At 62.7% G+C, this 19,397-nt stretch carries 13 protein-coding genes and 2 pseudogenes; 11 read left to right on the top strand and 4 right to left on the bottom strand.

Features of this window, described 5'->3' with window-relative positions:
- The first annotated feature begins 101 nt into the window (after positions 1 to 101).
- From ACZ46S_RS04475 to ACZ46S_RS04465, 3 genes are all read left to right on the top strand, one after another.
- On the top strand, positions 102 to 1,271 hold the full coding sequence (locus ACZ46S_RS04475; protein WP_464063531.1) for a phosphoserine transaminase: 1,170 nt from the start codon (positions 102 to 104) through the stop codon (positions 1,269 to 1,271).
- Positions 1,272 to 1,381: 110 nt separating this feature from the next.
- Entirely contained in the window at positions 1,382 to 2,968 is a 1,587-nt protein-coding gene (gene serA, locus ACZ46S_RS04470; RefSeq protein WP_295746088.1) for a phosphoglycerate dehydrogenase, read from the top strand.
- Between the two features lie 107 nt (positions 2,969 to 3,075).
- Positions 3,076 to 5,631, top strand: coding sequence for a hypothetical protein (locus tag ACZ46S_RS04465; RefSeq protein WP_464063530.1), 2,556 nt, complete (start codon positions 3,076 to 3,078; stop codon positions 5,629 to 5,631).
- Here the strand turns inward: ACZ46S_RS04465 and ACZ46S_RS04460 are convergent.
- Positions 5,612 to 6,157 carry a HutD/Ves family protein gene (locus tag ACZ46S_RS04460; protein ID WP_464063529.1) on the bottom strand — a complete coding sequence of 182 codons (546 nt, stop codon included), beginning with the start codon at positions 6,155 to 6,157 and terminating at the stop codon, positions 5,612 to 5,614. The genes ACZ46S_RS04465 and ACZ46S_RS04460 overlap by 20 nt on opposite strands.
- Positions 6,154 to 7,296 (bottom strand): alpha-hydroxy acid oxidase, encoded by a 1,143-nt coding sequence (locus ACZ46S_RS04455; RefSeq protein WP_464063528.1) that lies wholly within the window; start codon positions 7,294 to 7,296, stop codon positions 6,154 to 6,156. Before ACZ46S_RS04455 ends, ACZ46S_RS04460 begins: the two co-directional genes overlap by 4 nt.
- Positions 7,297 to 7,584: 288 nt before the next feature.
- Here ACZ46S_RS04455 and ACZ46S_RS04450 point away from each other — a divergent pair, with 288 nt between their 5' ends.
- The 3 genes from ACZ46S_RS04450 to ACZ46S_RS04440 all read left to right on the top strand — a co-directional run bounded on the left by ACZ46S_RS04450 (position 7,585) and on the right by ACZ46S_RS04440 (position 10,722).
- Positions 7,585 to 8,679 (top strand): sugar ABC transporter substrate-binding protein, encoded by a 1,095-nt coding sequence (locus ACZ46S_RS04450; protein WP_464063527.1) that lies wholly within the window; start codon positions 7,585 to 7,587, stop codon positions 8,677 to 8,679.
- A 64-nt stretch (positions 8,680 to 8,743) separates the two neighbouring features.
- A complete protein-coding gene (locus ACZ46S_RS04445; protein ID WP_295745202.1) occupies positions 8,744 to 9,511 on the top strand; it encodes an ATP-binding cassette domain-containing protein in 768 nt (255 codons plus the stop codon).
- A 20-nt stretch (positions 9,512 to 9,531) separates the two neighbouring features.
- Positions 9,532 to 10,722: a sugar ABC transporter permease gene (locus tag ACZ46S_RS04440; RefSeq protein ID WP_464063526.1), complete on the top strand. Its 1,191-nt coding sequence runs from the start codon at positions 9,532 to 9,534 to the stop codon at positions 10,720 to 10,722.
- Between the two features lie 207 nt (positions 10,723 to 10,929).
- Here ACZ46S_RS04440 and ACZ46S_RS04435 read toward each other — a convergent pair whose 3' ends face one another.
- Entirely contained in the window at positions 10,930 to 11,664 is a 735-nt protein-coding gene (locus ACZ46S_RS04435) for an ROK family protein (RefSeq protein ID WP_464063525.1), read from the bottom strand.
- A gap of 147 nt (positions 11,665 to 11,811) precedes the next feature.
- Positions 11,812 to 13,236 carry a hypothetical protein gene (locus tag ACZ46S_RS04430; protein WP_464063524.1) on the bottom strand — a complete coding sequence of 475 codons (1,425 nt, stop codon included), beginning with the start codon at positions 13,234 to 13,236 and terminating at the stop codon, positions 11,812 to 11,814.
- A gap of 276 nt (positions 13,237 to 13,512) precedes the next feature.
- On the opposite strand from ACZ46S_RS04430, the pseudogene ACZ46S_RS04425 reads away from it, so the two are divergent.
- The 5 genes and pseudogenes from ACZ46S_RS04425 to eda all read left to right on the top strand — a co-directional run bounded on the left by ACZ46S_RS04425 (position 13,513) and on the right by eda (position 19,387).
- A pseudogene (locus ACZ46S_RS04425) lies at positions 13,513 to 14,702 on the top strand (ROK family protein).
- 82 nt (positions 14,703 to 14,784) lie between these two features.
- Positions 14,785 to 16,250, top strand: a pseudogene (gene zwf, locus ACZ46S_RS04420) (glucose-6-phosphate dehydrogenase).
- Entirely contained in the window at positions 16,250 to 16,927 is a 678-nt protein-coding gene (gene pgl, locus ACZ46S_RS04415) for a 6-phosphogluconolactonase (protein WP_464063523.1), read from the top strand. Before zwf ends, pgl begins: the two are co-directional and overlap by 1 nt.
- A gap of 1 nt (position 16,928) precedes the next feature.
- Positions 16,929 to 18,758 (top strand): phosphogluconate dehydratase, encoded by a 1,830-nt coding sequence (edd, locus tag ACZ46S_RS04410; protein WP_464063522.1) that lies wholly within the window; start codon positions 16,929 to 16,931, stop codon positions 18,756 to 18,758.
- Complete coding sequence (gene eda / locus ACZ46S_RS04405) at positions 18,755 to 19,387, top strand: bifunctional 4-hydroxy-2-oxoglutarate aldolase/2-dehydro-3-deoxy-phosphogluconate aldolase (protein WP_464063521.1); 633 nt, start codon at positions 18,755 to 18,757, stop codon at positions 19,385 to 19,387. Before edd ends, eda begins: the two co-directional genes overlap by 4 nt.
- Positions 19,388 to 19,397 lie beyond the last annotated feature (10 nt).

Here is a 19,397-nt window from a genome sequence, read left to right as displayed (position 1 = left end):
TGCGGCAGGCGGCTCTTGCGGCGGCGAAAGAAACGCAGTACAGGCCTCCTCGGGTCACGCCCCCCCACCGGGGCGCTTTTCTTCTGTAAGGGAGAGTTTTAATGGCAGATTTTTCTCCGGCCGCCAAGCCCGCGCTGCGTCCGAATAACCCGAATTTCTCCTCCGGCCCTTGCGCCAAGCGCCCCGGCTTTTCCCTGGCGGCCCTGGAAGGCGCGCTGCTCGGCCGTTCGCACCGCGCGAAGGAGCCGAAAGCCCGGCTCGCGGAGGTGATCTCCCTTTCCAAATCCATCCTGGGCATGCCGGAAGGCTGGCGGCTGGGCATCGTGCCGGCCTCCGATACCGGGGCGGTGGAGATGGCGCTGTGGTCCCTGCTCGGCGCGCGTCCGGTGGATGTGCTGGCGCATGAAAGCTTCTCTGAAGCCTGGGCGACCGACGTGGTCAAGCAGCTGAAGCTGGCCGATGCCCGCGTGATCAAGGCCGATTACGGCCAGCTCCCGGACGTGACCCAGATCGATTTCAGCCATGACGTGGTTCTGGCCTGGAACGGCACCACCTCCGGCGTGCGCTTCGCCAATGGCGATTTCATCCCGGCCGACCGTGAGGGGCTGGTGATTGCGGACAGCACCTCCGCTGCCTTCGCGATGGATCTGCCCTGGGACAAGCTCGATGTCGTCACCTGGTCCTGGCAGAAGGTGCTGGGCGGTGAGGCAGGGCACGGCATGCTGGCCCTCTCGCCGCGCGCCGTGGAGCGGCTGACCAGCTACAGCCCGGCCTGGCCGCTGCCGAAGATTTTCCGCCTGACCTCCAAGGGCAAGCTGACCGAGGGGATTTTCGTCGGCGAGACGATCAACACCCCGTCCATGCTCTGCGTGGAAGATGCGCTGGATGGTCTGCGTTGGGCGCAGGGCGTTGGCGGGCTGCAGGGGCTGATCGCGCGCTCCGAGGCGAATTTGAAGGCGATCGCGGATTGGGTTGAGGGCAATGAGCGGGTGCGCTTCCTGGCGGAAGACGCGTCCGTGCGCTCCTGCACCTCGATCTGCCTGGTGATCGACGCGCCCTGGTTCAAGGCGCTGGATGCGGAAGGCCAGGCCAAGGCCGCGAAGGCGGTTGCCAGCCTGCTGGAGAAGGAAAACGTGGCGCTGGATGCCGGTGCGTATCGCGATGCCCCGCCGGGCCTGCGGATCTGGGGCGGTGCCACGGTTGAGACGTCCGACATCCAGGCCCTGCTGCCCTGGATCGACTACGCCATCGACAGCGTCGCCCAGGCCTGATTTTTGCTCCGGGGCTTCGGCCAGCCCGCGCCCCGGACCCAGGTTGCAAAAGTTTTTGGTGCCGCTTTTTTCAAAAAGCGGCGAAAAATCCTCACAGGAATGCCCCACCCATGGTCAAAGTTCTGATCTCGGACAAGCTGTCCCCCGCCGCCATTGAAATCTTCAAGACTCGCGGCGTCGAAGTTGACGTGAAAACCGGCCTCACCCCGGCTGAGCTGCGTGAGATTATCGGCCAGTATGACGGGCTGGCCATCCGCTCCGCCACCAAGGTGACGAAGGAAGTGCTGGATGTGGCGACGAACCTGAAGGTCGTTGGCCGGGCTGGCATCGGCGTGGATAATGTGGATGTGAAATCCGCCACCTCGCGCGGCGTGGTGGTGATGAACACCCCGAACGGCAACGCCATCACCACCGCCGAGCACGCGATTGCGATGATTTTCGCCACCGCAAGGCAGATCCCCGAGGCGACGATCTCCACCAAGGCCGGGAAGTGGGAGAAGAACCGCTTCATGGGCGTGGAAGTCACCGGCAAGGTGCTGGGGCTGATCGGCTGCGGCAATATCGGCTCCATCGTCGCCGACCGCGCGGTTGGGCTGAAGATGAAGGTGCTGGCCTATGATCCGTTCCTGACGGAAGCGCGCGCGGTGGAGCTGGGCGTGGAGAAGGCGGATCTGGAGACGATCTTCGCCAAGGCCGATTTCATCACGCTGCACACGCCGCTGATCGAGGCGACGCGGAATCTGATCTCCGCCGAGGCGATCGCGAAGATGAAGAAGGGTGTGCGCATCATCAATTGCGCGCGTGGTGGCCTGGTGGATGAGGCGGCGCTGTATGAGGCGCTGAAATCCGGCCATGTCGCCGCCGCCGGGCTGGACGTGTTCGAGGTTGAGCCGGCCAAGGAGAACAAGCTGTTCGAGCTGGAAAACGTGGTCTGCACCCCGCATCTGGGCGCCTCCACCTCCGAGGCGCAGGAGAATGTGGCGCTGCAGGTGGCCGAGCAGATTTCCGACTTCCTGCTCACCGGTTCCGTCACCAACGCGCTGAACATGCCGAGTGTGACCGCCGAGGAAGCGCCGCGCCTGCGCCCCTATATGGAGCTGGCCCGGCTGCTGGGCGGCTTCGCCGGGCAGATGACGCAGGCGCAGGACGGCACCATCCAGCGCATCCTGATCGAGTATGAGGGCGCGGCCTCGCTGCTCAACCACCGCCCGCTGAACGCCACCGCCCTGGCCGGGCTGCTGACGCCGGTGATGGACGGGGTGAACATGGTCAACGCCCCGGTGCTGGCGCGCGACCATGGCATCGAGGTTTCCGAGGCCTCGCATGACCGCACCGGCGATTACCAGACGCTGCTGCGCATCACCGTGACCACTGAGAAGGGCACGCGCTCCGTCGCCGGCACGCTGATCGGCAATGGCAAGCCGCGCCTGGTGGAGATTAAGGGCATCAAGGTGGAGGCGGATTTCGCGCCGCATATGCTCTACGTGACCAACAAGGACAAGCCGGGCTTCATCGGCCGCTTCGGCACCACGCTGGCGGAGGCGGGGGTGAATATCGCCACCTTCCATCTCGGCCGCGCGGCCGAGGGCGAGGATGCGATCTGCCTGGTCTCCACCGATGGCGAGACGCCGGAAGCGGTGCTGCAGGCCGTGCGCGCCCTGCCGCTGGTGATGCAGGCGACCAATCTGGCGTTCTGAGCGCTTTTCAAGCCTCGCGAAAAGCCCCCCTTCGAAAGAAGGGGGGCTTTTTTGATGCAATATTGTTTTTTTGCTATGGCTCGCCGGCCGCGAGGAAGGGGTTGACGTTGAAAGAGATGATATCCCGTAACGCAAAGCATGTTGCGGTACTGGTCGCCCTGGCTTTGTTGGGCAATTTGGCAACCTGTTTTTTCAATACTGATCCGACATTGCAGCTCTCGTGGCTAGGAACAGCCATGCGTGGTGGCGTATTTTCTGGCCCAGCGGGCTGGGTCGATCCTTCTGTTGGCTACATCATTCAGCCTATCGGCTACTTGGTCGCTTCCGATTGGCTGCATGGCATTATTCCTTGGTGGAACCCTTATGCCGGCCTCGGCATGCCTTTAGCGGCGGAAACACAGTCTGAAGCCTTCTTTCTGCCTTTCGTGCTGCTGCTGCATTTCAATGCAGGCTGGATATGGTTGCGCGTGATCCTGCAGGCGTTAAGCGGTGTATTTCTCTATGTCTTTTTGAAGGAGATCAGGCTGGCGCCGCGTGCGGCTTTGATGGGCGCTGCGTTGTTCGAGTTTACGCCAGAGTATCTTTTGTGTCCAAGCGCGCCGATTGCGCCTCTGCCTTTTTTTCCGCTGCTGCTGCTGGGTATTGAATATGCGGCACGAGCCTCTGCGCAGGGGAAGCGGGGCGGGTGGTCCGGCATCGTGATCGCATGTGTTTATTCAATCTACGCCGGTAATCCGGAAGTTGCCTATTTTGATGGTATGCTGGCGGGGCTCTGGGCACTTTGGCGCTTCGGAGCGTTGCAGCGTCGCCAATGGGTTCCTTATATCTCCAAATTGGCCGTCGCTCTCTTGGTGGCGCTGTGTCTCTGCGCTCCATTGTTAATTCCCGCCAGTGCGCTTGCAGCCAAAGCCTATCTGGGCCCACATGATGCGCTCTTCAGAATTATCACAATGCCGAAAAACCTGCTTGCGCTGCAGCTTTTTCAGCAAATTTATGGGTTATTTGGACAGCCTCCTCCGGCTGGATTTTCTTATAATCTCACGCGTTTGCCGGGTTGGGTGACAGTTCCGGTATTGACATTGGCTCTTGCAGGGCTGTTGCGCGGTGGGCCAGTACCGTACCGCGGCTTTCGCTACATATTAGTTGCCTGGATAATCTTTTGGCAGATGCGGTATCTCGGTTTTCCACCAGTGATGTGGCTGGTCAACCATATTCCAGCTGTCGCGGTCATGGATGCGGCCCGGTATAGCGGGCCAGCGGTTGATATGGCTTTTGTGCTGTTGGCCGCATTGGCGCTTGATGATGTATCCCGCTTGTCACCGATGCGGCCCGGGCGCATCGCGCTTATCATATTGTTGGTTGTGGGTTTGGCTGCCTTGGCCGTCATGCCTAATATGACGTTTACATTGTCCTTGTATAAACAGCGACCGGATATGGCTTGGATTAGCCTGTTGGCTTTTCTGCTGACAATTCTCTGCACGGGTTTTGTCGTAAATTTTTTACGTGCCCCCATACGACCGATCTGGGTTATATTGTCCGTACTGATCCTGCCTTTGGGCAATTTTATAGTGCCGCAGTTCTCCGGTTTGAGTGGCGGGAAACTCGATCAGGGTGTTATCGAGTTCTTAAAACAGAATACCGGGTTGCAGCGCATGGCCAGCACCGGGCCGTTTGGATTAAATTTTCCAGATCGCTACGGCATAGCCAGCGTAAATTATAATGCCTTGCCGGTTCCTTTGTTATGGACCGATTCAGCGCATGCGCTACTCGACCCAAAAGCCGATTTGAACAGTTTCGATGTTTCGGGGCTTGGACAATCCATTTTGGATTATTTGCCAGCTTATGCGAATTTCGGGGTGAAATATCTCGTCGTGCGAAATGCGCTTGATTACGCAAAGCATGATTTCGCGCTCACCGCCAATATAGGCAGCGAAACGGCGCGGCCGCTGTTCGCCGGAGGCGAGATTGAGGGTGAAATCGATCAAGCTGTGCCTTTGAAGCAGATCGCGGCGGCTTCTGTTAAATTTGGCACATATGGCGGCACGGCGGATGGTATTGTGCAATTGCAGCTTTGCAATGCGTCTGGGTTTTGTGAGACCAGCCAGATTATGCTGGCGCAGGTCCAGGACAATTCACCGGCGTTGTTTGTTTTCAACCCGCCCTTGCCCGTGGAGCAGGGGAAACTGACATATCAGATAAAGCATCTCTCTGGCACGCATGCGGTGGCGGTATGGATGGTGGGGGATAGGCCGCGTTTGCAACTGGCGGCGCCTTGGCAAGCGCCAATCAAAGGCTTGGCTTATCAAGGCACTGCCGCTGATGTTATTGAGTTGGAGGCGCCGCGCCCTTATTTCGAAGTAACGGGCGCGCATTGTACGCTCGATGCAACATCGCGTACGCTTTTATCTGCACAATGTGCAGGGGCAGCAACGCTCACCAGATTGGAGTTGTACGATCCAGGCTGGCATGTCTTGGTCAATGGTCACTCTTTGGTGGTTCAAAAATCAGGTATTGTGCAAGCGGTACAGTTGAAAACGGGGTTGAACGAAATCCGGTTCTATTATGAGCCGCCCCATATCAAACTCGCTATTTTGATAGCGGTTATTGGGCTGGCGCTCTGGGCGGCTAACCTCGGTTTGGGAATCAGGTCACGGGCGGTGTAAGCCCCGCGACCCAAAGCGGGCCGCCCTCGGCGTGGATTTCCTCCCCCGCTGCCAGCAAGGCGGCGTCGTATGTGCCGAGTAAGGTGCCGTTCAGCTTCAGCGGGGCCAGAGCCAAAATGATATGGGTGGCTGGCCCCGCTGGGCGGTGCAGGCGAGGGGCGGCGTAATCCAGCGTTGCCGCGAAGCATGCCGGATCGAACATCAGATTAATGCCGCGGACCATTCCGCCAAGTGGCGCGCCAAAGGTCGGTGCTTCGCCGGGATACGCGAAGGCGGAGTCGGACGGGGAGAGCACCACCACGGGCAGCCTTTGCACCTCAAGCCGCAGCCGCCCCTCCAGAATGCCCATGAGCCGGGAGATGCCGGGGAATAGGGAAAACGGCCCCGGCGCGCTGATATCGGCCAGGCTGAGCCGCCAGCCGAATTCGCGGCCCTGGCCAGGGGCGCTTGCCACCGGCCTGGTGATGCCGCCACCATTTTTCCACCGAGTCTCGGCGCGCTCGGCGGCGCGGAAGAGCTGCATCATTTCACCTTCAGAAACCGCTTGCCCTCGGCGCGCAGCGTGTCGATATCGGGGCAGCCCATCAGCGCCATCGCCACCTCGATCTCGCGCGCCAGGGCGGCGATGAGGGTGGCCACCCCGCGCTCGCCATCGGCGGCCACGGCGAAGGCCATGGCCCGGCCCAGCATCACCCCGGACGCCCCCAGCGCGATCGCCTTCAGAATATCCGCGCCGCGCCGGAAGCCGCCATCGATCATCACCTCGATCCCGCCCGCGGCGGCGACGATCTCGGCCAGGCGGGAGATGGTGGAGCTGGCGCCATCCAGTTGCCGGCCGCCATGGTTGGAGACGACGATGCCGTCCATCCCGGTCTCGCGCGCCCAATGCGCGTCCTCGGGGTGCATGATGCCCTTCAGCACGATCCGCCCCGGCCATTGGGTGCGCACCCAGTCCAGATCCTTCCAGGCCAAAGCCGGGTCGATTCGCGCGGAGAGGGCGGCGGCCTGGGCCAGCACGCCGCGCCCGAATTCCTGGCGCCCGGCCAGCGCCTCCACCTGCGGGCGGCCCTGGCGCAGCATGTCCCAGCACCAGCCCGGCCGCTCCAGCAGCTTCAGCGCCAAAGCCGGGGTGAGGCGGGTGAGGGCGCGGAAGCCGTTGCGGGCATCGCGCTCGCGGATGCCGGTGATGGCGCAATCCACGGTAAGGAACAACGTCTCCACTCCCGCGCCACGCGCCGCCCCGATCATGTCCAGGGCGAGGCCGCGGTCCTTCAGCATATAGAGCTGGAACATCGGCTGGGCCTGCACCTGCCTGGCCAGGCGGGTGATGGAGGCGATGGAGAAGCTGGACAGGCAAAAGCCGATTCCCGCCTTGGCGGCGGCGCGTGCGGCCTGGATCTCGCCATCGCGCGCGTAGAGCCCGAGGAACCCGACCGGCCCGAGCATGAAGGGCAGCGCCTGCGTCTGGCCGAGGAATGTCGTGCCCAGCCTGGGGGCGGTGATGCCGCTCAGGGCGCGCTGCTCCAGCTCATAGCGGGCGAAATCGGCCTCGTTGGCGCGCATCGTCGCCTCGGAGGCCGCGCCGCCATCGATATAATCGAAGAAGATTTTCGGCAGGCGGCGCTGCGCCTCGGCCCGGGCATCGGCGACATTGAGCAGCCTCATGCGCTGTGCGCGGCGCCGCTTGGCGCGTAAACATCCGCTTTTTTCATGTGGATTTGATAAAAACGCGGTACAAGCGGGTCAAGGGGACGGCGCTGTTCCGACAGATGCTGCGCTGCGGAAAATTCCGCTCGCGCGCTGCGATCATTCAGCTTGACAGGGGCAAAGGGCGTCTTTACGTATGTTTATACGAGGGTAAAAATAATTCGGGTGGACTGTCGATATGGCCGCGCAAGGATGCCATACGCTCCAGCCGAAATCGAGAAACAGTTCACAAAGGGAGAAAATCGAATGAAATCCACCAAGCTTTACGGTGCCACGGCGCTGACCATGATGCTCGCCGGCGCGCTGCCGGCCATGGCGCAGACCATTACGCCGCCGCAGGTGAGCCAGATCAGCGACAAGAAAATCACCATCGGCTTCCTGCTGCCGGAAAACTCCTCGCCGCGTTATGAGCAGATGGATCGCCCGGAATTCACCAAGCTGGTGAAGCAGGCTGACCCCAACACCACGCTGATCGTCACCAACGCCAACTCCAACCCGGATTCGCAGCTCAACCAGGCGCAATCCGCGATCACCAATGGCGCCAACGTGCTGGTGGTGGACCCGGTGGACGGCAAGGCGGGGGCCGCCATCGTGGCCTACGCGGCGCGCAACCATGTGCCGGTGATCTCCTATGATCGTCTGATCCAGGATTCCAAGCCGGCCGGCTATGTCTCGTTCGACAATCTGCGGGTTGGCGAGCTGCAGGGCCAGTATATCGCCGACCATGTGAAGCCGGGCGGTTCGATCATCATGATCAACGGCGCGCCGACCGATTCGAACGGTCTGGAATTCAAGCGCGGTGCGCTGAATGTGCTGAATCCCCTGGTGAAGGCCGGCAAGCTGAAGATCGCCTACTCGGTGATGACGCCGAGCTGGAGCCCGGAGAATGCCTTCCAGGAGACCCAGCAGGCGCTGACCCGGCTCGGCAACAAGGTCGATGGCGTGCTCGCCGCGAATGACGGCACCGCTTCGGGCGCCATTCGCGCGCTGCAGGCGGTGGGCCTCGCCGGCAAGATTCCGGTGACCGGCCAGGATGCGACGAATGGCGGCCTGACCTACATCCTTGAAGGTCTGCAATCGATGACCGTGTTCAAATATGTGCCGCAGGAAGCCGCGGCCGCGGCGCAGTTCGCCGTTGGCATCGCCGCCGATGGCAAGGCGCCGGCTGGGCTGGTGAACGGGAAGGTGAATAACGGCAAGATCAACGTGCCGTCGGTTCTGCTCACCCCGCTCGTCGTCACCGCCGACAATATGAAGGATACGGTGATCAAGTCCGGCTACGCCACGCTGCCTTCGATCTGCGTCGGCGACGCCGCCAAGGCGCCGCTCTGCCAGAAATAACCAGGCTATAACTCAAGGAGATGAAACGCGCCGCGTTTCATCTCCAATTTTTTTGGAGACTTCCATGAATTCAGCCAGCACGCATGATTTGTTGAGCGTGAAAGGCCTGCACAAGAAATACGGGGCCGTCACGGCGTTGCGCGATGTGAGTTTCACCGTGCGACGCGGCGAGGTCACGGCGTTGCTGGGCGATAACGGCGCGGGCAAATCCACCACCATCAAGGCGATCGCCGGCGTGGCGCCGGCCGATAGCGGCAGCATCATGCTCGAAGGCCAGGAGGTGCAGATCCGCCGCCCCGCCGATGCGACCGGACTTGGCATCCAGACCGTGTATCAGGATCTGGCGCTGTGCGATAATCTCGGCATCTGCGCCAATTTGTTCCTGGGGCGTGAGCGGGTGAGCGGGCCGTTCGGCATGCTGCGCGATGTGGATATGGAAGAAGAGGCCAGGAAGGTTCTGAAAACCTTGCGGGTCAATCTGCCGGCTTTGGATACGCCGGTGGCCGCGCTCTCCGGCGGCCAGCGCCAGGCGGTCGCCATTGCCCGCGCGGTGCTGTGGGGCAAGAAAATCGTCATCATGGACGAGCCGACCGCCGCGTTGGGTGTGGCGCAGACGGCGGAGGTTCTGCGCCTGGTGCGCGACCTGGCCGAGCAAGGCTTCGGCGTGATCCTGATCACGCATAATATGCAAAACGTCTTCGAAGTGGCCGATAGCGTGGTGGTGCTGCGCCTGGGCCAGACCGTGATGGAAGAACGCAAATCCGACCTGACTCCTGAGGAAGTGGTGGGCTGCATTACCGGCTCGCGCACCACCATCGGGGGCATGGCCTGAACATGAGCGCGGTGAACCAAATGACAACAGCACAGAACAACACCAAGGCACCCGGCTGGACGCAGAAGCTTCTGAGCTCCACCGATCTTGGCATGATGCCGGTGATCGCGGCGCTGATCGCGATCTGGATCGTCTTCGAAATTCTCAATCCGCATTTCCTCACCCCCCGCAATCTCAGCAATCTCTCGGCGCAGATTGTGGTGACGGGCACACTGGCGCTGGCGGAAACGCTGGTGATCCTGCTCGGCATGATCGATCTTTCGATCGGCTGGAGCAGCGTGGTCGCCGCCTCGGTGTTCTCGGTCGGCACGGTGTTCCTCAACCTTCCTGTCTGGCCCTGCGTGTTTCTCGCCATCGGCGCTTCGGTGGTGATCGGCTTCCTGCAGGGTATTCTGGTTTCGCGCGTCGGCGTGCCGAGCTTCGTGGTCTCGCTCGGCGGGGCGATGATCGCGGAAGGCTTGGTGCTGGCGATGCTGACCCAGCATGGCGGTTCGGTGCCGCTCTCGGATGATCTTTCCACCGCTGTCGGCACGCTGGACGTGCCCGCGCGGTGGAGCTGGATTATTTCGCTGGCCTTGTTTGCGCTGTTTGCCATTGTCTCGCTGCGGCGCCATGTGGACCGGCGCCGGCGCGGGGCAGGGGAGGCGCACAGCCTGTTCTTCGTCAAGCTTGCCTTCATGCTGGTGGTGCTGGTCATCGGCATCGGGCTGCTCTGCGCTTATCAGGGTGTGCCGGTGCTGCTGGTGATCTTCCTCGCGGCGCTGTTCGCCTGCGCCTTCCTCACCAAATCCATGCGCTTCGGCCGGCATCTTTACGCGGTGGGCGGCAATGTTGAGGCGGCGCGGCGTTCGGGCATCAATGTTCGCTTCGTGCAGCTGGCGGCCTTCACCCTGGCAGGCGCGCTGGTCGGGCTGGGCGGTTTGCTGGATGCGGCGCGGCTTGGTGTGGCCTCCGCCACGGTGGGTGATTCCGACATCATGCTGAACGCCGTTGCCGCGGCGGTGATCGGCGGCACCAGCCTGTTTGGCGGGCGTGGCTCGGTCTATGGCGCGTTCTTCGGCGCGCTGGTGATCGCCTCCGTCACCAACGGCATGGATCTGATCGGCGCGCCCTCGTCCGTGCGCTTCGGGGTGGAGGGGGTGATTCTTCTCGCCGCCATCACCATCGATACGATCCTGCGCCAGCGCCGGATGCGCTCCGGCCGCGCCTGAGCACAGAGATCTCGACCAAAAGAAAGGGGCCTTACGGCCCCTTTTTTCTTGGAGATTTTTGGGCGCCGGGAGTTTGCTGGTTTCAAAATGCTCAAAAACGTTCGGGGTGGAGGCAATGCCATTGCCTCCACCCCGAACGTTTTGCCGCTTTTTTGGGAAAAAGCGGCACTAAAAAACTTTATAAATTTGGCTGGCTATCTCCGCGCATCACTGCAACGCCCGCCCGACTTCTGCACGCCAGAGCTTGGCGCCTCCCGTCAGCCCCGCCTCGTTGCGCGCGAGGATAACGCCGTCAGGCAGCTCCTGTAGGCTGAACAGCCGCGCATTGCCGCCACCGAGATAGAGCACATCGAAATTCACCAGGCTGTGGATCCGCCCGATCGTCTCCTGCACCCGTGCTTTCCAGCGCATTTCGCCGACGCGCTTGAGCGCGGCATCGCCAACGAAATCGTCATAGCTCGGCTCCTCACCAGCAACATGCCGGCCAAGCTCGATCTGCGGTGCCGGCACGAAATCGCGGAACAAGGCAAAGCCCATGCCGGTGCCCAAAGTCAGCACTACCTCGATGCCCTCTCCGGCGATAATGCCAAGCCCATGCATTGTCGCGTCATTCGCCAGCCTTGCCGGGCGGTTGAAGCGTGTGCTGGCGAGGGCGGCGAGATCCGTGCCATGCCAGTTTTTGGTGCCGAGATTAGGCGCCGTGAGAACGATGTTATGCTTGATGGCACCCGGAAAGCCGATGGAAATAACATCGAATTCGCCAAGCGGCGCGATCAGCTTCGCCACTGTCTCCAGTAATTGCGTGGGGCTGGCGCCGGGCGGTGTCGGGCAGCGCGCGGCTGGTGCCAGCATCTCTCCGGCATGGTTCAACAACGCAGCCTTCAGCCCGGTACCGCCAATATCCAGAGCCAGAATTCGCTCAGGATGTATGTCTGCCGTCATGTTATTCCCCAAATAAAAAGAGGCCAGCCTGGGCAAAACCGGGCATGGCCTCTGTGGTGTTTCCAATCGGTCCGGACGGGCCGGGACCTCTCCGCAGCCTGCCGAACAATGCCGCCCCGCCGCCTTTGGCGTGGAGCGGCATCAGGATCAGAAGGCGTATTTCAGATAAAAGCGGCTGCTGAAATACGGGTTGTCGTAATGCGCGGTGGTCTGCGAGCTATCGTTCTGCGCGAAGGCCGCATCCGTATCCCACGCCACCGAGAGGCCCTTCAGCACATCCGAGAGATTATAGCTGAAGCCGGCATCGATGACATGGATCGATTCATTGTGAATCGGCGCAACGCCAGCGGGGAAGCCATAGGCACCGCCATAGCTGTAGGTGCTGCCACCGAAGCCATAATCGGCGTTGTACTCGACATAGGTCGGGTCAATTTCCAACTTGCCGCCCAGCGCCTTGATGGTGCCGGTGATGCCGTAAGCGTAGCCCGGCCCCATATCCTCGATACCGTTCTGCATCGTGTCGGTGAAGATCGTGCCGGACAGATCGTTGTAGGGGTGGACCATGCCGCCATGGTGGAAGGAACCGTAGGAGGACGGGCTGTAATCGCCGATCACCGCGATCTTGTCGTCACCGAAGGTCATGCCGAGCTTGCCGCCATAGACATGCGCGTCAACATTATAGGTCACGCCGGCCGGGGTGAAGCCGGAACCGGAATTGCCTTCGCTGACCATCTGCGCGGAGCCGAACAGGTTGGAATTCGCGTTCATCGGCGTCACGAAATCGGCCTGGCCGTAGAACATCTGCGCCTGGCCGTAGAAATTATAGTACCAGCCCTGCGCCGTGTAATCGACATTGTCGTAACGGTTCTGGAACTTGGCACCGAAGGCGATGAAGCCGTTGGTGTGGGTGAGGTAGCGGTCGCCGCTGACAAAGTCGCTGCTATAACGCGAATTATAGTTGAACATGCGCGTCGCCATGACCGACAGGGTCGCGGTGTTCGTGTTCAGGCTCAGCGGCCCGGCATCGGCGGCGCCGTTATTGCCGCCGATCACGTTGGCGACACCGGCGAAGCCCATGAAGGCGCGCGGATTGAAGGTGTAGAGATCCTGGTTGGCGAACGGGGTGTTGATGAACTGCCGGCCGCCGCGCACTTCCAGATAGCGGTTTTCGTACTGCAGGAAGGCCTCGCGCAGCGATTGTTCGCTATGGGTGTGGCTGGTCAGCTCGGAGCTGTCATCGTGATTCGGGTTGCGCGAATACAGGCCGAGAGACTGGCCGGTATAGCCGCCCAGCCCAACGCTGAAACCCTCGAACGCGCCGGTATGCAGATTGAGATTGCCGCCGACGGCGAAGGCGTTTTGTGTGTTTTTCCCGACTTCCCCCTTGTTGGCGTAGGTGAAGTCATACACCCCGGCCATGCCGGAAATCGTGGTCTGCCGCAGCGCATCCTGCAGGCTCTGCGCGTGCGCCGGCATCGCCAGCCCGGCCAGCGGCAGCATGCCGGCGGCGAAAAACGCGGCTTTGCTGCAGGAATTCTTCATGCCTGCGAGGCTTTTGATCAGTTTGGACATTACGTCCTCCTCCTGTTGTTCTGATGATTTTTCGGCTGTTTACGTTTCAAGCTGCGCCGCAACATAGGGTCGCAACGAGATACGCAGGTGTCATAGCCTGAACATGACGTGTTCAAGAAGTCTTTTTTTCTCTATATCGTTCCTCTTCCCACAGGCGTTCCGCTTGGTTTTCGGGTGAATTATTTTAGCCCCGAATAAACCATGAATATGAAGGCTCCGGTACGCTGTCAAATAAAAATTGCCGGGCTGTTGCGGTTACGCTAAGGCTGTGGCGCCATGAACACACGCCGGATCAATTCCAATATCATCCGCAAGATCAATGCGGCGCGCGTGTTTCACGGGATTCGCAAAAACCCCTCTATTTCACCGCAAGGTCTGTCAAAAGACACAGGCATTGACCTTGCCACCATCTCCATCATCCTGGCGTCCCTGGAACAAGACGGGCTGGTGGAGCGCAGCCAGGGCGAACGCACCGGACGCTCAGGGCGACCCAATAGCCAACTAAATATCAATGAGAAGACCGGCGTTTTGGCGGGAGTCGCGGTGGATGTTGATGAAAGCGAGCTGGTATTGTGCAGTTTCGCCGGCACGATACTGGCCAATCTGCATGTTCCTGGCAGCAAGGATCAGGAAATGGTTATCGCTGCGATCAAATCCGGCATCGCCACGCTGCTGAAACAAACCGGCTACCCACGCAAGGCGCTGGCGGGGGTCGGGGTGGGCGTGCCGGGTCTGGTCGGGCTGGATGGCAAATTGGCGCTGGCGCCGAATCTGGATTGGCATGATGTCGATTTCGGCGCGGCGCTGGCGGCGTCTCTCGCGGTGCCGGTACAGCTGGAGAACGACATCAAGGCGGCGGCCGCGGCGGAGCATCTGTTCGGGCAAGGCGCACCGGATGCGGATTTCATCTATCTCTCCGGCCGCTCCGGTGTGGGTGGCGGGCTGTATCTGGGGGGGCGATCTATCGCGGCCCGCGCGGCATGGCGGGGGAGGTCGGGCATATGAAGCTGGTGCCCAATGGCCGGCCTTGCGCCTGCGGCGGTTTCGGCTGCTTTGAAGCCTATATTTCCGAGCGTGCGATTTTCGAGCGCCTGCGTGACGCGAAGTTGAACTTCCCGGATATCGCCGCGGTGCGCGAGGCCGCCTTGCGCGGCGAGGCCGGGGTGCGCGCGGTGCTGGCCGAATGTGGCCAGCATCTCGGGCTGGGGCTTGCCAATCTCGCCAATATTTTCGCGCCCGGACGGATTGTGCTGGGTGGGGCGATGGCCGTGCTGGCGGAATATCTGCTGCCCGCCGCCCGGCCGGTGTTCGAGGCGAATGCGTTGCGCGAAATCGGCGGCGAGATCGCGATCAGCGTTTCCACGCTTGGCGAGTTCGCGGTGCCGATGGGCGGCATTGCGATCGCGCTGCAACATTTTCTGGAAGAGCCGCATGTCGCCATGCTGCGCCCGGGCGTTCAGGCGTGACTTGCCGCGCGGCCCCTTGCCGCCGCCGCCGTTTAAGACAAATTAGGGGAAGATGCCGGGCGCATCTTCGGAAGGAGAGAGTATGACCAGCCGTGTGATCCCAGTTGAGCCGTTTGTTCTCGTCGTGTTTGGCGCCACGGGCGATCTCTCCCGCCGCAAGCTGATCCCCGCCATGTTCCAGCGCGATGCGGATGGCCAGCTGCCGGACGCGGCGGAGATTTTCGGCGTCTCGCGCGGGCAGCTCAGCGATGACGAATTCGTCGCCCAGGCGAAGGCGGCGGTGGAGGAGCATGTGCCCGTCAGCGAACGCCCGGCGGAGATTGTCGAGCGGTTCTTGAAGCGCATTCATTACATCGCGGCGGATGCCACCGGCGATGAAGGCTGGGCGGAGCTCGCCACCGCGTTGCAGCCTTATCAGGACCGGGTGATCGTGTTCTACCTCGCCACCGGTCCGGCTTTGTTCGGGCCGATCTGCGAGCGGCTGGGGCGCTTCAATCTTGCCGGTGAGAATGCCCGGGTGGTGGTGGAAAAGCCGGTCGGCAAGGATGGCGAGAGCGCGCATGCGGTGAACCAGGCGATCGCCCAGGTGTTCCCGGAAGACCGCGTCTATCGTATCGATCATTATCTCGGCAAGGAAACGGTGCAGAACCTGATGGCGCTGCGCTTCGCCAACGGGCTGTTCGAGCCGCTCTGGAATGCCGCCCATATCGACCATGTGCAGATCACCGTGGCGGAGTCGCTCGGGGTTGAGGGCCGGGCCGGCTATTACGACACCGCCGGGGCGCTGCGCGACATGGTGCAGAACCATATATTGCAGCTGCTCTGCCTGGTGGCGATGGAGCCGCCCGCCCATCTCGCCGCCGATGCGGTGCGCGACGAGAAGCTGAAAGTGCTGCGGGCGCTCAAGCCAATGGAGTCGCAGGATTGGGTGCGCGGCCAGTATCGCGCCGGCGCCTCCGCCGGCGGGCCGGTGCCGGGCTATCTGGAGGAGCTGGGGCAGCCTTCCAGCCAGACCGAAACCTTCGTGGCGCTGAAAGCCGAGATCGAGAATTGGCGCTGGGCGGGGGTGCCGTTTTATCTGCGCACCGGCAAGCGTCTGGCCGAGCGTGTGTCGGAAATCGTCATTACCTTCCGGCCGGTGCCGCATTCGGTGTTCGGCAAGGGGGCGGGGCCGGTGATGGCGAATCGGCTGGTGATCCGGCTGCAGCCGGATGAGGGCGTGAAGCTCTGGCTGATGATCAAGGATCCTGGTCCGGGGGGATGCGTCTGCGTCCGGTCTCGCTGGATATGAGCTTCGCCTCCACCTTCAATGTCCGCAACCCGGATGCCTATGAGCGGCTGGTGCTGGATGTGGTGCGCGGCAACCAGACCTTGTTCATGCGCCGCGACGAGGTGGAGGCCGCCTGGGCCTGGGTCGACCCGATCCTGGAGGCCTGGAGCAACGCCCCGGACGCGCCGAAGCCCTATACGGCCGGCACCTGGGGGCCGAGTGCGGCCATCGCGCTCATTGAACGCGATGGCAGAACCTGGGCGGACGGATCGCCCTGATGCTGATCTTCCCCACCCGCGACGCTTTGGCGGAAAAACTGGCGGAGGATACCACGCGGGCTTTGCATAACCGCTTGCAGCTGCAGGTGGAGGCGGTGCTGGCCGTCTCCGGCGGCAGCACGCCTGGTGCCTTTTTCGCGGCGCTGAGCCGGGCCGAGCTGGATTGGTCGCGGGTGGTGGTTACTTTGGTGGATGAGCGCTGGGTGCCCGAGGACAACCCCCGCTCCAACGCCGCCATGGTGCGCCGGGCGTTGCTGCAGAACCGTGCCGCCCAGGCGCGGTTTCTGCCGCTCTATAACGGCGCGCCGACGCCGGCGGCGGGGCTGAAGGCGCTGGAGGCGGAGCTGGCGGCTTTGCCCTTGTCCCTGGCGGCGGCGATCCTAGGTATGGGAGAGGATGGGCATACGGCCTCCTTCTTCCCCGGCGGCGACCATCTGGCCGCCGCCCTGGCCCCTGCCAACGGGCAGCTGGTGGAAACGATGCAGGCGCCGGGCGCCGGCGAGCCGCGCATCACCTTGACGCTGCCGGTATTGGGCCAGGCGGATTTGCTGGCCCTGCACATTGAAGGCGCGCGCAAGCGTGAGGTTCTGGAACAGGCCTTGGCCGGCGGGCCGGATGAGGAGATGCCCATCCGCGCCGCCTTGCGTCATGATCCGCAGATTTATTGGAGTGAGTAACATGCTTCACCCTGTCATTGCCGAGGTTACGGCCCGGATCATTGAGCGAAGCCGTGGGCCGCGTTCGCGCTACCTGCAGCGCGTGGCGCAGGCGGCCAGCCACAAGCCCAAGCGCCAGGCTTTGGGCTGCGCCAACCAGGCGCATGGCTTCGCCGGCTGCGGCGCGCAGGACAAGGCCGTGCTGCGCGACGGCGATGGCGGTAGCCTTGCCATCGTCACCGCCTATAACGACATGCTCTCCGCCCACCGCCCCTACGAAACCTACCCGGAGCAGATCCGCGAAGCCGCGCGCAAGCTTGGCGGTGTGGCGATGGTGGCGGGCGGCGTGCCGGCGATGTGCGATGGGGTGACGCAGGGCGAGGCCGGCATGGAGCTCTCGCTATTCTCGCGCGACGTGATCGCGCTGGCAACCGGCGTGGCGCTCTCCCACAACACCTTCGATGCCGCTTGTTTCCTGGGGATTTGCGATAAGATCGTGCCCGGGCTGGTGATTGGCATGCTGAGCTTCGGGCATCTGCCCTCCGTGCTGATCCCCGCCGGGCCGATGCCCTCCGGCCTGCCCAATTCCGAAAAAGCCAAGATCCGCCAGCTTTATGCGGAAGGCAAGATCGACCGCGCGGCGCTGTTGAAGGCGGAAGGCGAAGCCTACCACGCGCCGGGCACCTGCACCTTCTACGGCACCGCCAACACCAACCAGATGCTGGTCGAGATCATGGGGCTGCATGTGCCCGGCTCGGCTTTTGTGAATCCCGGCACGCCCTTGCGCGATGCGCTGACCGCGTTCGCGGTTGAGCGGGTGATGAGCCAGACGGCTCTGGGCGAGAATTTCCAGCCGGTGGGCCGGATGATCGATGAGCGCAGCTTCGTGAATGCGATCGTCGCGCTGCACGCCACGGGCGGGTCGACCAACCATACCATCCATCTGCTGCCGATGGCGGCGGCGGCGGGGATCACCATCACCTGGCATGATCTTTCGGACCTGGCGGCGGTGACACCTTTGCTGTGCCGCATCTATCCCAACGGCCAGGCCGATGTGAATCACTTCCACGCCGCCGGCGGCACCGGATTTTTGATCCGCGAGCTGATCGAGGCCGGGCTGCTGCATGAGGATGTGGACACCATCATGGGCAAGGGGCTTTCCGCCTATATCAGGGAACCCTACCTGCAGGACGGCGCATTGGCCTGGCGCGACGCGCCTACATCCAGCGGCGATGAAAAAGTGCTGCGCCCTGCCGCCAACCCGTTCCAGCCGACCGGCGGGCTGAAACTGCTCAGCGGCAATCTCGGTCAGGCGGTGGTGAAAACCTCCGCCGTGGCGGAAGAACGGCATGTGCTCGAAGCCCCTTGCCTGGTGTTCCACAGCCAGGAAGCGGTGCAAGCGGCATTCAAGGCGGGTGAGCTGAACAAGGATGTCGTCGTGGTGGTCCGCTTCCAGGGGCCGAAGGCGAACGGCATGCCGGAATTGCACAAGCTGATGCCCCCGCTTGGGGTGTTGCAGGACAAGGGCTTCCGGGTGGCGCTGGTCACTGATGGCCGCATGTCCGGCGCTTCCGGCAAGGTGCTCTCGGCCATCCACGCCACGCCGGAGGCGCTGGCCGGCGGGCCGCTCGCCAAGCTGAGGGATGGCGACATTGTCCGCGTCGATGCCAAGGCGGGCACGCTGAGCGCGCTGGTGGATGCGGCTGAGTGGGAGGCGCGCGCGGATGCGCTGGCGGATCTCGAGGCCAGCCATCACGGCACCGGGCGCGAGCTGTTCGCGCCCTTCCGCCATCTGGTCAGCCGCGCCGATCTTGGCGCATCCATTTTCGCCTACGAGGAGTCGCACGCATGATCCAGGAGGGTTTGGAAACCATCATGAAGCTCGCCCCGGTGATCCCGGTGGTGATCATCGATGATGTGGCGGATGCGGTGCCGCTGGCCCGCGCGCTGGTGCAAGGCGGGCTGAAGGCGATCGAGATCACGCTGCGCACGCCTGCGGCGTTGGAGGCGATCCGCGCGGTGGCGAATGAGGTGGAGGGGGCGGTGGCCGGTGTCGGCACCGTGCTGACGCCCAAGCAGTACAAGCAGGCGGCGAAGGCGGGCGCGCAATTCGCCGTCTCGCCTGGGGCCACGCGCAAACTTCTGGATGCGGCGGAGGATGCGGACTTAGCACCGCTGCCCGGCATCGCCAGCGCCTCGGAGGCGATGGTGCTGATCGAGCGCGGCTATCGCTTCGCGAAATTCTTTCCGGCCGAGGCGGCGGGCGGGGCGCCGTTCCTCTCCTCCATCGCCTCGCCGCTGCCGCAGCTGCAATTCTGCCCGACCGGCGGCATCACCCCGGAGATCGCCCCGCGCTATCTGAAGCTGCCCAACGTGCTGTGCGTCGGCGGCTCCTGGATGGTGAAGAAGGAGCTGGTCGCGGCCAAGGATTGGGACGCCATCACCAAGCTGGCGGCAGGGGCGGCGAAGCTGAAAGCTTAAGTCGTAAAAG

The organism is Acidocella aluminiidurans, assembly GCF_055383125.1.
Note: the sequence above shows the minus strand (reverse complement) of the source record. Positions and strands in the feature narration are given on the sequence as shown.

Excerpts from the sequence above, each read along its gene's own strand:
- ACZ46S_RS04475 (WP_464063531.1), top strand. The coding sequence starts at position 102 with ATGGCAGATTTTTCTCCGGCCGCCAAGCCCGCGCTGCGTCCGAATAAC.
- serA (WP_295746088.1), top strand. The coding sequence starts at position 1,382 with ATGGTCAAAGTTCTGATCTCGGACAAGCTGTCCCCCGCCGCCATTGAA.
- ACZ46S_RS04460 (WP_464063529.1), bottom strand. The coding sequence starts at position 6,157 with ATGATGCAGCTCTTCCGCGCCGCCGAGCGCGCCGAGACTCGGTGGAAA.
- ACZ46S_RS04455 (WP_464063528.1), bottom strand. The coding sequence starts at position 7,296 with ATGAGGCTGCTCAATGTCGCCGATGCCCGGGCCGAGGCGCAGCGCCGC.
- ACZ46S_RS04450 (WP_464063527.1), top strand. The coding sequence starts at position 7,585 with ATGAAATCCACCAAGCTTTACGGTGCCACGGCGCTGACCATGATGCTC.
- ACZ46S_RS04445 (WP_295745202.1), top strand. The coding sequence starts at position 8,744 with ATGAATTCAGCCAGCACGCATGATTTGTTGAGCGTGAAAGGCCTGCAC.
- ACZ46S_RS04440 (WP_464063526.1), top strand. The coding sequence starts at position 9,532 with ATGACAACAGCACAGAACAACACCAAGGCACCCGGCTGGACGCAGAAG.
- ACZ46S_RS04435 (WP_464063525.1), bottom strand. The coding sequence starts at position 11,664 with ATGACGGCAGACATACATCCTGAGCGAATTCTGGCTCTGGATATTGGC.
- ACZ46S_RS04430 (WP_464063524.1), bottom strand. The coding sequence starts at position 13,236 with ATGTCCAAACTGATCAAAAGCCTCGCAGGCATGAAGAATTCCTGCAGC.
- pgl (WP_464063523.1), top strand. The coding sequence starts at position 16,250 with ATGCTGATCTTCCCCACCCGCGACGCTTTGGCGGAAAAACTGGCGGAG.
- edd (WP_464063522.1), top strand. The coding sequence starts at position 16,929 with ATGCTTCACCCTGTCATTGCCGAGGTTACGGCCCGGATCATTGAGCGA.
- eda (WP_464063521.1), top strand. The coding sequence starts at position 18,755 with ATGATCCAGGAGGGTTTGGAAACCATCATGAAGCTCGCCCCGGTGATC.